The organism is Pseudomonas sp. Pseusp3, assembly GCF_047304225.1.
GTDB classification, from domain to species: Bacteria; Pseudomonadota; Gammaproteobacteria; order Pseudomonadales; family Pseudomonadaceae; genus Aquipseudomonas; species Aquipseudomonas fluorescens_CD.
Map to the genome: position 1 here is coordinate 1 of NZ_JBGLYV010000128.1, position 14,430 is coordinate 14,430.

A 14,430-nucleotide genomic window follows, 5' to 3' on the forward strand; every position below is an offset into this window, starting at 1 on the left:
GCTTGGGGCGTAACTTAACCCGGGGGGTGTCTTATCCCCGGGGGTGCCCGGGGTTTTTGGGCTCGCTGGCCCGCTCCTACAGGGGGATCTGTTTTGTTCTTCAGATGAACGCTAGACCTTCGGTATCAAACTCTCCCGACAATCGAGCACCAGCCGCGCGCCGCCCAGCTCGCTGCTGCCCACCTCCAGTGTAAACCCGTGCAGGCTGACAATCGCCGCGACGATGGACAGCCCCAGCCCGAAGCCGATTTTCTGATTGCCCGCCTCGGCGCGATAGAAGCGCTGGAACACCGCTTCGCGTTCCGCCTCGGGAATGCCCGGGCCGGAGTCGAGCACTTCGATGCGCGTGTGCCCGCCGTCATTGACCCCGCGCAAGATCACCGCGCCACCGGGCGGGGTAAATTTGATCGAGTTGCTCAACAGGTTCGCCACGGCTTCGAACAGCAGTGCCCGGTCGCCATTGAGGGGTGGCAACGACGCGGGCAGGTGCAGTTGGAACACCAGGCCGTCGTCTTCCGCCAGGGGCAGATAGAACTCATGCAGTTCCTGCAGCAACGGCACCGGGTCCAGCTGCACGAAACCGGAGCGGCGCTGGCGGTCTTCCAGTTCGGAAATCCGCAACAAGCCACGGAAACGCGCCATCAACGTATCGGCCTCGGCCAGCACCAGGTCCAGTTGCATGGCCTGCGGTGAACCTTCGCCGGCTTGCTGCTGCATGCGGTAAAGCTGCGCGCGCAGGCGGGTCAGGGGCGTGCGCAGGTCATGGGCGATGTTGTCGCACACGCCCTTGACCTCGTTCATCAAGCGCTCGATGCGTTCGAGCATGGCGTTGACGATGGCGGCGAGCATATCCAGTTCGTCACGCCGATTGGACAGTGGCAAACGCCGGCTCAGGTCGCCGGCGACGATGGCTTCGGCGCTGGCCTGGATTGCGCGAATGCGGCGCAACGGCCGGCGCCGCAGCAGATACCAGCCGACGATGCCTGGCACGATGGTCAGGGTCACACCCCAGAACAGGGCGTGAAGGATGATTCGGGTCACGGCGAACAGCGAACCGTTGTCGCGCACCAGCACCAGCCAGCGGCCGTCGAGGGTGGGGGTCGCCACGGCATCGCAACTGTCGGCGGGCAGCGTCTGCTCGCCACTGTCGTCGGAGGCGTCGCAGTCGCGGAGCGTGTGGATCCTGCCATCGAGCGGCAAGCCATCCGGAATGTAGCGCAGGGCGCCGCTGAGGTAACGGTGCCGGGCATCGAACAGGCCGTAGGCGTCGATGCCGCGGATGTCGAAGGTCATGCTGACGGCGAGGGCGTCCACCAGTTGTTCGCCCGAGAAGCGCGAGAACAGGTGCTGGCGTTGCATCAGCGAATGCTTGGCCAGGTTGTCCAGGTAAGCGGAAACCTCGTAGTACATGACCCCCATGAGAATCCCGCTCCAGATCACGAACAGCGAACTGTAGAGCGCCAGCAGACGGCTGCTGGAGGAGCGCCAGCCTTTAGACGGGTTCGGCAATGACATAACCCGAGCCTCGCACGGTCCGAATCAGTGGGACATTGCCAGGCGGGTCGATCTTCTTGCGCAGACGGCCGATGTGGACGTCGATCAGGTTGGTGCCGGGGTCGAAGTGGTAACCCCAGACTTCCTCGAAAATCATCATCCGCGAGAGAATTTGCCCGGTATTGCGCATCAGGAATTCCAGCAGTTTGTATTCGGTGGGCAATAGCGTCAGCAGTTGACCGTCGCGGCTGGCTTCGTGGCTGATCAGGTTCAGCTCCAGGTCCGCTACCCGCAGTGTGGTGGCCTGGGCGGTCACGTTATTCTGCCGGCGCAGCAGGACTTCGACCCGGGCGGCCATTTCATCGGTGGCGAAGGGTTTGGTCAGGTAGTCGTCGCCGCCGGCGCGCAAGCCGCGCACGCGCTCATCGACGTCGGACAGCGCGCTGATCATCAGGATCGGCGTGGCCACGCCCATGGTCCGCAGCGTGGTGACAATCGCCAGGCCATCGAGCCCGGGCAACATGCGGTCGAGGGTAATCAGGTCATAGTTGCCGCTGACCGCACGCTCCAGCCCTTCGCGGCCATTGTCGACCCAGTCGACGTCGAGGCCGTGGCTACTCAGTTCGGCGACAATTTCCCGGGCGGTCACGGAGTCGTCTTCGATGGTCAAGATGCGGGTCATAGGGCTGGCCTGATTAAATGTTCACAACGTTGTGCGGCATTTTGCCAAGAAATGATCGCAGGCTTTCTAAATAAAAGTTCATGGGCATTCCGGGTTTCGGCCAATGCATGAAATCCTCTGAGCATGCCCGCTCGCGGCAATCCCCTTGTAGGAGCGAGCTTGCTCGCGAAAGCGGTAGGTCAGGCGAGGCGAATCCATCTATTCAATCGGCGTACTGACAAACACCTCAAGCCCCTCGGCATACTCCGTGAATGCAGCGATCCGCGGAAACTGCGCCGCACTCACCTTATCCGGCACCACCAGGTTGGTAAAGCTCCAGGCCACGGCGAGGGTAATGCCGTCCTGCTCAACCGAACCGTCTGTCTTCAGCGGCTGCTTTTCCAGCTCCCGCTCCAGCGCCGAATAGGCTGCCGTCAACTGTCCTTCGACCCGCTGCACCCAGGATTCGAATTGAATCTCCGCCGGCCGCAGGTTGCGTTCGTAGTAAAGCTGCACGGACTTTTCGCTGGCGGCCAACGCCAGGCCAATCAGGCGCAGCGCACGCAGGCGCTGCCCCGGTTCGGCAGGCATCAGGCTTTTTTTGGCCAGGGTTTCCAGATAGTCGATGATAAGCGTCGAATCCATCAACACCTCACCATCATCCAGCACCAGCGTGGGCGCCTTGACCACCGGGTTGATCTGCCGGAATTGTTCGAAGTGGCGGAACACCGAGACCGACTGATGTTCCAGCGTGATTCCCAGGCATTTGGCAGAAATGGCGGCGCGCCTTACATAGGGCGAGTCGAGCATACCGATCAGCTTCATGGTCCTTTCCTTTATATGGCCATTTCGGGAGGGACAACCTTAGCTGAGGTTCGCAACCCTGCAAATGACCGTGAATAATGCCTTGTGCGAGCCGTTTGTCTTCCATATACAGCCGCTCGATTGAATTTCTTGCTATAAACGCACTCCGATTACCGCCTCAAAGCCTGCCGTAGAGCATTTTCAGGGCTTTGTCGGACAAATTCGCTGTCTTTTCAGTTGCTGAGGCCTCAAGTCGGCCTTAGACTGCCGCCCCTCGTAAATTGAGTGCCGGGTGGCGCTTGGAACAAACGGCGCCTTTCCGATGGCCTGCCAAGGTCTGCCGGAACGCTCCCTTATTCGCCTTAATGCACGTTTTTTTATAGAGATATCAATGACAAAGGACAAGTTGCTGGCCATGCCGGCGGATGACTACATGAATGCCGAGCAACATGCTTTTTTCTCCGAGCTGTTGCAGAACATGAAAGTCGAAACCCATGAGCGCATCGAACAGAACCGCATCGCCATCGAAAGCCTGGACACCCCGGCCGATCCGGCAGACGCGGCTTCGGTAGAAGAAGAGCGCACTTGGCTGGTGAACGCGATCGATCGCGACCAGCGCATGCTGCCTCAGTTGGAACAAGCGCTGGAACGCATCAAGGAAGACAGCTTCGGCTGGTGCGACGACAGCGGCGAGCCGATTGGCCTCAAGCGCCTGCTGATCAGCCCGACCACCAAGTACTGCATCGAAGCTCAGGAACGTCACGAGCAAATCGACAAGCACCAGCGTCAGGCCTGATTCTGCGAGGCAGCCCCTTTGATCCGGGCTGCCTTGAAAAGATCGCAGCCTGCGGTAACGCCTGCACATGGAAGCAGGTGCTGCCGCAGGCTGCGATCTTTGTTTTCTGCCGTCTTCGATTTCCCGGTTCTTCTATAGATCTGCTGCAACGTTCGCGACTAAAGGCTCATGGATAATGGCCTTATGGTGGCGTTTAATGCGAAGACAACAATTAGAAGCTTTCCGGGGTGACGATGATGACGAGAGACGGGTCTCTGGTTGCGGCAGTGCCTGCACCAGTGCTGTTGCCGAAAAACCGCTGGCTGGCACCGACGCTGCAAAGCATCGCCCTGATGCTGTTGTTATGTGGCATGACGCTGGGCAACTGGTCGCTCTACCTTGGCCTGCCCCTGGCCGTATTGATTATCTGGCTGCCTCGCCTGCGTTCGCGCGCGACCCCGCAGGCGGCTTCCCCCGACAACTGCGATGCCATCGGCGAGTTGACTCGCGATCTTTCCTACATGACCAGTCATAACGCGCTATCGGCTGCCGGAGTGGCGTTTTCGGTTCGGCAACTGGCGGAAAAACTGCAATCGCAGCTCTCGGCGGCGGCCCGGATCGTCAGCAACGCCGAGGTCATGATCACCACCGAACACGCCGCCTCGACGCTCAGTCGCCAGGCGTTGAGTGCCGCCAGCGAGGCTCATCAAAGTGGCGCGGTCGGGCGTACGGAACTGATCGAGTCCATTGCGCGCATGCATCAGCTCAGCCAGCGCGCCAGCAACAGCCGTGAACTGATCGAAGCCTTGAGCTTGCGCAGCGATGATATCCAGCGCGTGACCCTGGTGATTCAGTCCATCGCCAGCCAGACCAATCTGTTGGCGTTGAATGCCGCCATTGAAGCGGCGCGGGCGGGGGAACACGGTCGCGGGTTTGCCGTGGTGGCCGACGAGGTTCGTGGGCTCGCCGCGCGCACGGCGACCGCCACGGGTGAAGTCGGCGAGATGGTGGCCGATATCCAGCAACGCACGGCGCAGGTGGTGGAGCAGATCCGCCAACTGTCCAGCGACCTCGACACCGGCGTCGGGCAGGTCGAGCGGACGGGACAGCACCTGGAGAACATTGCCCGTCTGGCGGCCAGTGTCGAGTCCCAGGTCGGAGAAATCGCCCAAGGGGCAGAGACCAACCGTGAACAGCTCGACAGCCTGTTTCACGCCATCGAACAGATGCGCAGCGACCTGGCGGTCAGCGACCAGCAGACTCAACGTCTGGCCCAGGCGGCGGTGCAAATGGAAGGGCAGGCCGAAACCATCAGCGAGCGTCTTGCCGAGGTGGGGCTGGATGACTATCACCAGCGGATCTATGACCTGGCCCGGGAAGGCGCGAGCCAGATCGCAGCGCGTTTCGAGGCGGATATCGACGCCGGTCGAATCAGTCTCGACGATTTGTTCGACCGCAATTACCAGGCCATCCCCGATACCAGTCCGGCCAAGTACCAGACGCGTTTCGACCGCTACACCGATCAGGTCTTGCCAACCATCCAGGAACCGTTGTTACCGCGTCACGAAGGATTGGTGTTCGCCATCGCCTGCACCCAGCAGGGTTATGTGCCGACCCACAACCAAGCGTTCAGCCAGCCGCTGACGGGCGACGCGCAACTCGATGCCTTGCAGAGCCGGACCAAACGCAAGTTCGCTGACCGCACCGGGATCCGCTGTGGCAGCCATCAGAAGGCCGTGCTGCTGCAAACCTATACCCGCGATACCGGAGAGTTGATGCACGATCTTTCGGTGCCGATCATGCTCAGGGGCCGGCATTGGGGCGGTTTGCGCTTGGGCTACAAACCGGAAAAGCCGCGCTAGACCCCCGGGCTGTCGGGCGATTGTTACACATTCTGCAACTAATCTGTGCAGGGTTTTGCTGTTTCCTCGGCGAAAGACTAATTAACATATCTATTAATTAGGTTGCTAATGAAGTTCGGGGGCAGCATGCAAGGCAAAGTTGATGTCGCGGTCATGATCGGCAGCGGAGTACCTGCCAATCTGCGCTCCATGGGACGCAAGGTGTGCTGGGTGGTGTTGCTCAATGGCGAGCGCCGGGGCACGGCGTTCTCCAGTCGCGACGAGGCGGAAGAGTGCAGGGCTGCCTGGTTGGCGCAATTGAACGCCGAAAGACCTGGCAGCCTGCATTGAGGCTGTCAGTGCGTCTGGTGCATGCGCAGGTTCAGGTCGTCGACCACCCGCGCCCAGTCTGCGTCTTCGCGTAATTGTTCCTTGAGGAAGCCGGCCTGTTGCGGTGACCAGAACTCGGCGTCAATGAGTTTCTTGTTGTCAGGCAGGGTATGGCCGGCAATGAAGTCGTCGATCGCTTTCTGGCTGGAGTCCAGGCCGAGCTGGTCGAACAGGCCTTTCAAGTCGTGTGTCGGTGATTCCATCTTCATCTCCTTGCGGGTCGTCAGTCGGGTCGAGGGGCGAGGCGCGGTACCCTGGCTTCAAGGGCGCCGCACGGGTGGAGTTCGATCACGATATTCAAGCGCAACAGTGAGCATAGACCGCCAACCCGAGAATCAGGCTTTCAGTGCACCCGCATCTACCGCCGCCTTCAGTTCCATGGCCGATTCCTGGGCCGCAATGGCGGCGACATCCGGGGTTTTGAACCAGCGATCCTTTTCGACCTGATGATACGTCACGGTCTTTAGCGGTGGTTTGGCACGCATGACAATCACAGCCTGGAATTCGCCGTCGATTTCTCTGGCTTCACCCCGGATAAAAAACTCGCCGATATCAAATTCCGTCACGTTGCAGACTTCCCCTGGAAATACATTGTTGTTGTCAACGTAACCCGATTTTTCCGGATCCGTTTTATTGGGCGGGCAGTATGGCAGCAGTTGCCCGTCGACGGCTGAGATAAGTCGACGGGCAGACCAAACGTCTATGGAAAGGAGCGCGGAGGGCATGTCAACTGTGTGATTCCAGAAGCCGGGCGAGGGCGCAGGCTTCGTTGTGATTGGCTCGGAAACCTCTTACACAGCCTGTAGAAATTTCCTTGATATGAAAGAAGGCAATGCCCGCCATCACCACCTGAAATCTTGGGCGGGCCGGGACATCGGGAAGCGGCTCATGGCGGCGGAACCGTACCGGGGGCGAGTTCGGCGCGGTTTTCGAGTCAGGTACCAAGGGATAGGCAAAGTGGGTCAGCGTGCACATATGAAGTCCTTTTCATTGTTTTACCGACGTATGTACGTCGTTTTGGCTAGTCTCCAAGAGCATCGCTGCTCTAGAATCACCCTCACTGGTGGGTGAATGATGTTTATCTAAAGCAATTTTTTGCGCACGATATGTAGGAAAAGATTTTTTCTTGATGAGATTTTTCCCCGAAGTTGATAGTCCATAATTTTCTGGCAGCAGGAAGGGTGTTTTCCTTCAACCTGTGACGAACGCCAGCCAGGACGATGCGAGTGACGTTTCAGTAGTCTTCTCAAGCTTCGTGATGAATGAGTGCACTACTCATTCAGGACATCAATCCGGGTTCTTTGGCTACACCTTCGGCATTGCCGCTTTTTTGGCTGTGCGTTTATTTTTCGCGCACGGCACCATTTTTCAGATGTGGGGATGTTTCCTTGGCAGTAAGTAATCTCGATATGCATGCGTTGTTCGTGCTGGGCGATTTGCGCGCAAAGCTGGTCAAGCAGTTTCAGTCACGTTTCGTTTACATCACCGAACAGAACGCTGAAGGCATCTACATTGCCGAAATCGACACCGAATCAGCCCTGGTGGTGGACGACAAGCCCGGACTCAAACTCAAGGTCGGCGATCATTTCAGCGCTTCGGTGCTGCCCAGTCGCGAAGGCGGCAAGCTGGACATAAGGTTCCGCGACATCAAGCTGACGGTTTACGGAATTGGCGATTACGCCTTCGTGACCACGGCTGACGGTCAGGGGATCGTGTTCAAGGAAGGGCACAGCGTGGTGACGGTGTTTGCCGCCCATCAACAGTTGCAGGAAGGCCTGACCAAGACCCTGAAAGCCGTGACCGCCAAAGCGGCCAAGTGGCGCAAGGGCGAGCTGGTGACCTTCAAGGCCAGCGAGTGATGACCCAGGCCCGCGCCGGTTTCCACGAGCAGAACCTGGCCAACGCGCAAGACGACGCGCGGCGGCTGTTCGGGCAGAAGACCATTCTGCAGGGAGCCTGGCTGAATTGGGTGGCGTCACAGCTTTACCAGCTGCAACCGGCGCAATACGCCAGCATGGTCAGGCGAGAGCTGATGCGCTTGCAGGAAATTTCCGAAAACTGATCCACGCACCTCGAAAGCGGGAACCTCTACTACAGTCAATGAACTGAGTATTCAGAGGCTTCGCGGTCTGCTGCCAGGCCATCCTGCTATTGCTGTGAACAGCACGAGGTGCAAAAGCATGAACGGATTTCGACGGTTGCTGGCTGCTGTCCTGGCCACTTTCGGTTTGCTGGCGACACCGGCCCCGGCGTTGGCCGCCCAGGCGCCAATCCACTTCGCCGACCTGAACTGGGAAAGCGGCAGCCTGATTACCGATGTCCTGCGCATCATTGTCGAGAAGGGCTACGGGCTGCCGACCGATACCTTGCCGGGCACCACCATCACCCTGGAAACCGCGCTGGCCAACAATGACATCCAGGTCATCGGCGAAGAGTGGGCTGGGCGCAGCCCGGTCTGGGTCAAGGCGGAAGCCGAAGGCAAAGTCGTCAGCCTCGGCGACACGGTCAAGGGCGCTACCGAAGGCTGGTGGGTGCCGGAATATGTGATCAAGGGCGACCCGGCCAAGGGCATCAAGCCGCTGGCGCCGGAGCTGCGCAGCGTCAGCGACCTGCCGCGTTACAAAGACGTGTTCAAGGACCCGGAAGCTCCTAGCAAGGGGCGTTTCCTCAACAGCCCTATCGGTTGGACCTCGGAAGTGGTCAACAAGCAGAAGCTCAAGGCGTATGGTCTGGACGACAGCTACGTGAACTTCCGCAGCGGTTCGGGCGCTGCACTGGATGCAGAGATCAGTTCGTCAATTCATCGTGGCAAGCCGGTACTGTTTTACTACTGGTCGCCCACGCCGTTGCTCGGCCGCTTCAAGCTGATTCAACTCGAAGAGCCGCCGTTCGACGCCGAAGCCTGGAAGACTTTGACTGACGCCGACAACCCCAATCCGCAGCCGACCCGTTCCCTGGCCTCCAAGCTGTCGATCGGTGTGTCCACCCCCTTTCAGAAACAATATCCGCAGATTGCCGAGTTCTTCGCCAAGGTCGACTTTCCGATCGCCCCCCTGAACAAGGCGCTGGCCGAAATGAGCGAGAAACATACTCCGCCGCGTCAGGCTGCGCAGGCGTTCATGAAGGCCCATCCGGATGTCTGGCGGGCCTGGCTGCCCAAGGACGTGGCAGATAAAGTCGCTGCCGGAATGTGAGCGGCCGCCGGTATGAACTTTTGGTCTTGCACTTGCCCGTGCACTACAGCAAAAGCCGGCTAGCCTGTTCTGTTCAAATCCCTTTCAAGGATCTCTGAACCATGACCTTGTTGTTGGCTCAATGGCTGGTGACGATCTTCTCCGTGATCAGTCTGGTGCATGTGTATTGGGCGTTGGGTGGTGAGTGGGCAGCGGTGGCGGTGGTCCCGCAAGTACCGCAGGAGGGCAGCGCACAACTGCGGCCGGCGTTCAAGCCGCGAGGCTGGATCACGCTGGTGGTGGCCGCTTTACTGCTGTCAATAGCCGTGCTGGTGTGCTGGCGGGTGGGTTGGTGGCTGCCACCGTTGCATCACTGGTCGTTGCAGTGGGTGATCAGCGCGATCGCGATTTTGCTGTTTGCCCGGGCCATTGGCGATTCGGAGCTGGTGGGTTTTTTCAAAGAGGTCAAAGGCTCGGAGTTTGCCCGGCTGGACACCTGGGTTTACTCGCCGTTGTGTGTGGTACTGGGGGCCGGGTTGTTGGCGGTGGCCTGGGTTTGAGACAGGCCGGTCCTGATGTATTGACAGGTCTATCGCCTTCGCGGGCAAGCCCGTTCCCACAATTGATCTGCGTACACAGCTCAAAATGTGGGAGCGGGCTTGCTCGCGAAGGGGCCGGTCCGGGCGCTAAAAATCTTTGGTCTAACTGCCGCTCTCGGTTCGACGACTACTCACCTCAGCCGGCACATCATCCCCGGCCATGCGTTTGCGGAACAGCGCCGCCCGGGCCAGCAGCAAGGTGGTCACCGGCACGGTAATCGCCAGCAGGATCGGAATCAGCCAGGCGTGCAGTACCGGCGCGGACTTGAGCGCCGAAAAGTAGATGATCGAAGCCAATGCTATGCACCAGGCCCCGAGCGTCGAGGCCAGGGCCGGCGGGTGCATGCGCTGGAAGTAATCCTTCATGCGCAGCAGGCCCGTGGCGCCGATCAGCGCAAACAGGCTGCCGAGCACCAGCAGGATCGCCACCGGGATTTCCACCCACATCGACAATGGCGCATTCATTCGATCACCTCACCACGCAGCAGGAATTTCGCCAGGGCGAACGAGCCGACGAAACCGAACAGTGCTATCAGCAGCGCCGCCTCGAAGTACGTGTCACTGGCATAACGGATACCCAGCGCCAGCATCATCAGCATCGCGACGATGTACAGGTAGTCCAGCGCCAGGACCCGATCCTGGGCCGACGGCCCCTTGAACAGGCGGATCAGCGTCAGGATCATCGCCAGGGAAAAGAAGAACAGGCTCAGCAGGATCGCGTTCGACAGCAACGGGCTCATTCGAAGATCTCCATCAGCGGACGTTCGTAGGTCGCCTTGAAGTGCTGGATGAACAGCGCCTCGTCGTCCAGGTCGAAGACATGCAACAGCAAAATGCTGCGGTCCAGCGCCAGCTCCGACCAGACCGTACCGGGCACCACCGTGGTGATCATCGACAGCGCGGCCAGGCCGTTGGCATCGCGCAGGTCCAGCGGCACCTTGATGAATTGCGAGCGGGGCGGACGGCGACCGGCATTGAGCACGCTCCAGGCCACGGCAAGGTTGGACACAAGCACATCACGTCCGACCACCAGCACCAGGCGCAGGATCACCCCGGGACGACGGATGCGCACCGGCAGCGGGCGTAGCCTGCGCATCATCAGCGGCGCACAAAACCCCAGCGCCGCCCCCAGCAGCAGATTGCCGGGGCTGATCGACAGATTCAGCAACAGCCACAGCAGCCACAGGGCCAGCGACAGCATCGGTGCCGGAAACAGGCGCTTCATGGCTGCACCTCTTGCGGGGCCGCTGCGGCCGACGGGTTCGGCACGACGCGAGTGTCGAGCACGGCCATCACGTATTGCTGCGGGTTGTACAAGGCGTCGGCGGCGGCCTGGGTGTAGCGCAGCAGTGGATCGGCCTTGAAGGTCAGCGCAATACTCAAACCCAACAGCGCGAAGATCGGCACGCATTCGAAGCGTCGCAGCAGGGGCGAGGGGCGTTCGGCTGGCGTCCAGAAGCGCTGGATACCCAGGCGCGAGAACGCGATCAGCGATGCCAGCCCGGACAAAATCAACAACACCAACAGGCCCCACGCGGCGTTGGAAATCGGTTCGTCGCCGCTGCTGCCAAGGCCGAGCGGATTGAGCAGGGCGCCGATCAGCCCGAGTTTGCCGATAAACCCGGAGAGCGGCGGCATGCCGATGATCAGCAGGGCGCAGGCGATGAAGCTCAGGCCGAGAAACGCCATGGTCCAGGGAATCACCTGGCCGACCACGGCTTTTTGCTCGTCGTCGAGGTTGGTGCCTTTGGGTGGATGCAGAGATTCCAGTGGCCGGGGCAGCAGTTCGGCTTCATCTTCGAGCAGGACTTCGTTGGCCGAGCGCGAGCGCTCGATCAGTTCGGCCAGCAGGAACAGTGCGCTCAGCGCCAGGGTCGAGCTGAACAGATAGAACAGCGCCGCGCCGACCAGGTTCGGCTGGGCGAAACCGATGGTCGACAACAGAATGCCCGCCGACACCAGAATGCTCAGGCTGGCCATGCGCTCCAGGCGTTGCGCGGCGAGGATTGCGATGGCGGCGCAGACGATGGTCGCCATGCCGCCGTAAACCAGCCACTCACCACCAAAGAACGCCGATGCCCCGGCCTCGGCGGAGAACAGCAATGTCCACAGGCGCAGCAAGGTGTAGACGCCCACCTTGGTCATGATCGCGAACATCGCCGCCACCGGCGCGCTGGCCGAGGAATAGGCCGGCACCAGCCAGAAGTTCAGCGGCCACATGCCAGCCTTGGCCAGGAATGCGACGGCCAGAATTCCCGCGCCGGCGTGTAGCAAGCCGCGATCGGCTTCGGACACCAGGGGGATTTTGACCGCCAGGTCGGCCATGTTCAGGGTGCCGGTCACGCCATAGATCAGCGCCGCGCCAATCAGGAACAGCGAAGAGGCCAGCAGGTTGATCGAAATGTAATGCAACCCCGACGACACCCGCGCTCGACCCGAGCCGTGGAGCATCAGCCCGTAGGACGCGGCCAGCAACACCTCGAAGAACACGAACAGGTTGAACAGGTCTGCGGTGAGGAACGCACCGTATAGGCCCATCAACTGGATCTGGAACAGCGCGTGAAAGCTCGAACCGGCGCTGTCCCAGCGTGCCATGGCAAACAGCAGGGCACTGACGCCGATGATGCCGGTCAGCACCAGCATCAGCGCCGACAGGCGATCGACCACCAGCACCAGGCCGAAGGGCACTTGCCAGTTGCTTGGCAGGTACACGCCAATGGAACCGGGCACACCGGTGGTTTGTGTCCATTGCAACAGCGCCACGGCAATGCCCAGCCCGAGCAGGCTGGAGAACAGATTGATCCTGGCCTTGAGCGGCCGGTGCTTCTCGCCGAGCATCAGCATGATCGCGGCGGTCAGCAGCGGCAGCAGAATGGGTGCGACGATCAGGTGGGTCATCGCCATCATTCTTTAGGCTCCCGGCCATCCACATGGTCGGTGCCGGTCAGGCCCCGGGACGCCAGCAGCACCACCAGAAACAGCGCGGTCATGGCGAAGCTGATGACGATCGCGGTCAGCACCAGGGCTTGCGGCAATGGGTCGGTGTAGTGCAACAGATCCTGCGGCACGCCGTCCTTGATGATCGGCTCCTTGCCGATGAACAGGCTGCCCATGCTGAAGATGAACAGATTGACGCCGTAGGAGAGCAGGCACAGGCCCATGACCACCTGGAACGTCCGTGGGCGCAGGATCAGCCAGACGCCCGACGCGGCCAGTACGCCGATGGCGATTGCGATGACTTCTTCCATCAGACGGCTCCCTTGGCGGTAACGGATTTTGGCTGGGCAGCGGTTTTGTGACCCCGCACCGATTGGTGGGCGAGGGCGGTGAGGATCAACAGGGTCGAGCCAACTACCACGCCATACACACCGATGTCGAAGAACAGCGCGCTGGCCAGGTGAATGTCACCCAGCAGCGGCAACGAGAAATGCCAGGTGTGGGTGGTCAGGAACGGATAACCGACCACCATCGCACCCAGGCCGGTGGCCGTGGCGAACAGCAGCCCGGTGCCCATCCAGCGCAGCGGCCGCAGGCTCATTTGCGCCTCGACCCACTGCGTGCCGGCGACCATGTATTGCAGGATGAACGCCACCGACATCACCAGCCCGGCGACAAAGCCGCCGCCCGGTTGATTGTGCCCGCGCATGAACAGGTAGAACGACACCACCAGCGCCACCGGTAACAGCAGGCGCACCAGCACCGCCGGCACCATCATGAAACCGAGCGCGGTGTCGCTGGCGTGACGCGGGTTGACCAGGTCGGTGACCACGTCCGGTGCGAGCAAGCGTTGCTGGGCCGGCAGTTGCAGGCTTTCTTTCGGCGGACGGAAGCGTCGCAGCAGGGCGTACACGGTCAGGGCCACGGCCGCCAGCACGGTGATTTCACCGAGGGTGTCGAAACCACGGAAGTCCACCAGCATCACGTTGACCACGTTGCTGCCGCCGCCTTCGGGCAAGGCGCGACTCAGGTAGAAGGAGGAGATGTCGTTGGGGGTCTGGCGCGTCAGCATGGCGTAGGCCAGCAATGCCATGCCGACACCGACCGAGGTCGACAGCAGCAAGTCGCGGATACGCCGCATCCGCGCCCGGCGCAGACTGCCCGGCAACGGCGAGACTTCTTCGATCCGTCGTGGCAGCCAGCGCAGGCCCAGCAGGATCAGTACCGTGGTCACCACTTCGACCGCCAGTTGGGTCAGGGCCAGGTCCGGCGCGGAAAACCAGACGAAGGTGACGCAGGTCATCAGGCCGCAGACGCTGACCATGGTCAGGGCCGCGAGACGGTGATATTTGGCCTGATAGGCCGCGCCCAAGGCGCAGGCGATGGCCAGCAACCACAAGGTGACGAAGACGATCGATCCCGGGATCTTCGGCCGGTCACCCCAGTGCAGGCTGCTGTGCAGCATGGGGATCAACCCGGCCAGCACGGCGGCGAGCACCACCAGGAACAACTGCATTTGCAGGCGCCGGGTACCAATGCGGGGCTCCAGGCGACGGGCCAGGCGCATGATGGCGACCAGTGCGTATTCGAACAGGCGCTTGCCGTCCAGGCGACCGATGACGGGCGGGCGGTCGAAATTTCCGCGCTTGAATTGATTGCGCAGCAGCAGATAGAGCACGGTACCGCAGGACAATGCGATCAGGCTCATGATCATCGGCGCGTTCAGGCCGTGCCAGATGGCCAGGCTGTACTCGGG

19 protein-coding genes are annotated in these 14,430 nt (G+C 60.9%); 7 read left to right on the forward strand and 12 right to left on the reverse strand.

What is annotated here, in order from left to right; translation table 11 throughout:
• Positions 1-111: 111 nt before the first annotated feature.
• From ACCD00_RS27320 to ACCD00_RS27330, 3 genes are all read right to left on the reverse strand, one after another.
• On the reverse strand, positions 112-1,515 hold the full coding sequence (locus tag ACCD00_RS27320; protein ID WP_413428390.1) for a sensor histidine kinase: 1,404 nt from the start codon (positions 1,513-1,515) through the stop codon (positions 112-114).
• Positions 1,493-2,176 (reverse strand): response regulator transcription factor, encoded by a 684-nt coding sequence (locus ACCD00_RS27325; RefSeq protein WP_413428391.1) that lies wholly within the window; start codon positions 2,174-2,176, stop codon positions 1,493-1,495. Before ACCD00_RS27325 ends, ACCD00_RS27320 begins: the two co-directional genes overlap by 23 nt.
• Before the next feature lie 198 nt (positions 2,177-2,374).
• Entirely contained in the window at positions 2,375-2,980 is a 606-nt protein-coding gene (locus ACCD00_RS27330) for a glutathione S-transferase N-terminal domain-containing protein (protein ID WP_413428392.1), read from the reverse strand.
• A 370-nt stretch (positions 2,981-3,350) separates the two neighbouring features.
• On the opposite strand from ACCD00_RS27330, the gene ACCD00_RS27335 reads away from it, so the two are divergent.
• The 3 genes from ACCD00_RS27335 (at position 3,351) to ACCD00_RS27345 (ending at position 5,926) form a co-directional block, all read left to right on the forward strand.
• Entirely contained in the window at positions 3,351-3,755 is a 405-nt protein-coding gene (locus tag ACCD00_RS27335; RefSeq protein WP_007935965.1) for a TraR/DksA family transcriptional regulator, read from the forward strand.
• A gap of 617 nt (positions 3,756-4,372) precedes the next feature.
• Positions 4,373-5,596, forward strand: a complete 1,224-nt coding sequence (locus tag ACCD00_RS27340) for a methyl-accepting chemotaxis protein (protein WP_413428402.1) — start codon at positions 4,373-4,375, stop codon at positions 5,594-5,596.
• 126 nt (positions 5,597-5,722) lie between these two features.
• On the forward strand, positions 5,723-5,926 hold the full coding sequence (locus tag ACCD00_RS27345; protein WP_322616633.1) for a hypothetical protein: 204 nt from the start codon (positions 5,723-5,725) through the stop codon (positions 5,924-5,926).
• Positions 5,927-5,931: 5 nt separating this feature from the next.
• Here the strand turns inward: ACCD00_RS27345 and ACCD00_RS27350 are convergent, their stop codons facing one another.
• The 3 genes from ACCD00_RS27350 to ACCD00_RS27360 form a co-directional block, all read right to left on the reverse strand.
• Positions 5,932-6,168 (reverse strand): DUF2789 domain-containing protein, encoded by a 237-nt coding sequence (locus tag ACCD00_RS27350; protein WP_413428393.1) that lies wholly within the window; start codon positions 6,166-6,168, stop codon positions 5,932-5,934.
• Between the two features lie 132 nt (positions 6,169-6,300).
• On the reverse strand, positions 6,301-6,531 hold the full coding sequence (locus ACCD00_RS27355) for a hypothetical protein (protein ID WP_413428403.1): 231 nt from the start codon (positions 6,529-6,531) through the stop codon (positions 6,301-6,303).
• A gap of 160 nt (positions 6,532-6,691) precedes the next feature.
• Positions 6,692-6,940, reverse strand: a complete 249-nt coding sequence (locus ACCD00_RS27360; protein WP_413428394.1) for a hypothetical protein — start codon at positions 6,938-6,940, stop codon at positions 6,692-6,694.
• Positions 6,941-7,374: 434 nt separating this feature from the next.
• Between ACCD00_RS27360 and ACCD00_RS27365 the strand changes: the two genes are divergently transcribed.
• The 4 genes from ACCD00_RS27365 (at position 7,375) to ACCD00_RS27380 (ending at position 9,698) form a co-directional block, all read left to right on the forward strand.
• Positions 7,375-7,824 carry a hypothetical protein gene (locus tag ACCD00_RS27365; RefSeq protein ID WP_413428404.1) on the forward strand — a complete coding sequence of 150 codons (450 nt, stop codon included), beginning with the start codon at positions 7,375-7,377 and terminating at the stop codon, positions 7,822-7,824.
• Positions 7,824-8,027: a hypothetical protein gene (locus ACCD00_RS27370; protein ID WP_413428395.1), complete on the forward strand. Its 204-nt coding sequence runs from the start codon at positions 7,824-7,826 to the stop codon at positions 8,025-8,027. Before ACCD00_RS27365 ends, ACCD00_RS27370 begins: the two co-directional genes overlap by 1 nt.
• Positions 8,028-8,145: 118 nt before the next feature.
• Entirely contained in the window at positions 8,146-9,159 is a 1,014-nt protein-coding gene (locus ACCD00_RS27375) for an ABC transporter substrate-binding protein (RefSeq protein ID WP_413428396.1), read from the forward strand.
• Positions 9,160-9,260: 101 nt separating this feature from the next.
• Positions 9,261-9,698, forward strand: a complete 438-nt coding sequence (locus ACCD00_RS27380; RefSeq protein WP_413428397.1) for a DUF3995 domain-containing protein — start codon at positions 9,261-9,263, stop codon at positions 9,696-9,698.
• A 141-nt stretch (positions 9,699-9,839) separates the two neighbouring features.
• Here the strand turns inward: ACCD00_RS27380 and ACCD00_RS27385 are convergent, their stop codons facing one another.
• The 6 genes from ACCD00_RS27385 to mbhE all read right to left on the reverse strand — a co-directional run.
• The gene (locus tag ACCD00_RS27385) at positions 9,840-10,202 is read right to left on the reverse strand and encodes a Na+/H+ antiporter subunit G (protein WP_413428398.1); all 363 of its coding nucleotides are present in this window, start codon (positions 10,200-10,202) and stop codon (positions 9,840-9,842) included.
• A complete protein-coding gene (locus tag ACCD00_RS27390) occupies positions 10,199-10,477 on the reverse strand; it encodes a K+/H+ antiporter subunit F (RefSeq protein ID WP_007986253.1) in 279 nt (92 codons plus the stop codon). The genes ACCD00_RS27385 and ACCD00_RS27390 overlap by 4 nt, the downstream gene beginning before the upstream one ends.
• Entirely contained in the window at positions 10,474-10,962 is a 489-nt protein-coding gene (locus tag ACCD00_RS27395) for a Na+/H+ antiporter subunit E (protein ID WP_413428399.1), read from the reverse strand. Before ACCD00_RS27395 ends, ACCD00_RS27390 begins: the two co-directional genes overlap by 4 nt.
• The gene (locus ACCD00_RS27400; RefSeq protein ID WP_413428400.1) at positions 10,959-12,644 is read right to left on the reverse strand and encodes a monovalent cation/H+ antiporter subunit D; all 1,686 of its coding nucleotides are present in this window, start codon (positions 12,642-12,644) and stop codon (positions 10,959-10,961) included. The genes ACCD00_RS27395 and ACCD00_RS27400 overlap by 4 nt, the downstream gene beginning before the upstream one ends.
• Entirely contained in the window at positions 12,641-12,985 is a 345-nt protein-coding gene (locus ACCD00_RS27405) for a Na+/H+ antiporter subunit C (protein ID WP_007986256.1), read from the reverse strand. Before ACCD00_RS27405 ends, ACCD00_RS27400 begins: the two co-directional genes overlap by 4 nt.
• On the reverse strand, positions 12,985-14,430 hold a 1,446-nt coding region (mbhE, locus tag ACCD00_RS27410; RefSeq protein ID WP_413428401.1), incomplete at its 5' end, for a hydrogen gas-evolving membrane-bound hydrogenase subunit E. The genes mbhE and ACCD00_RS27405, both read right to left, overlap by 1 nt.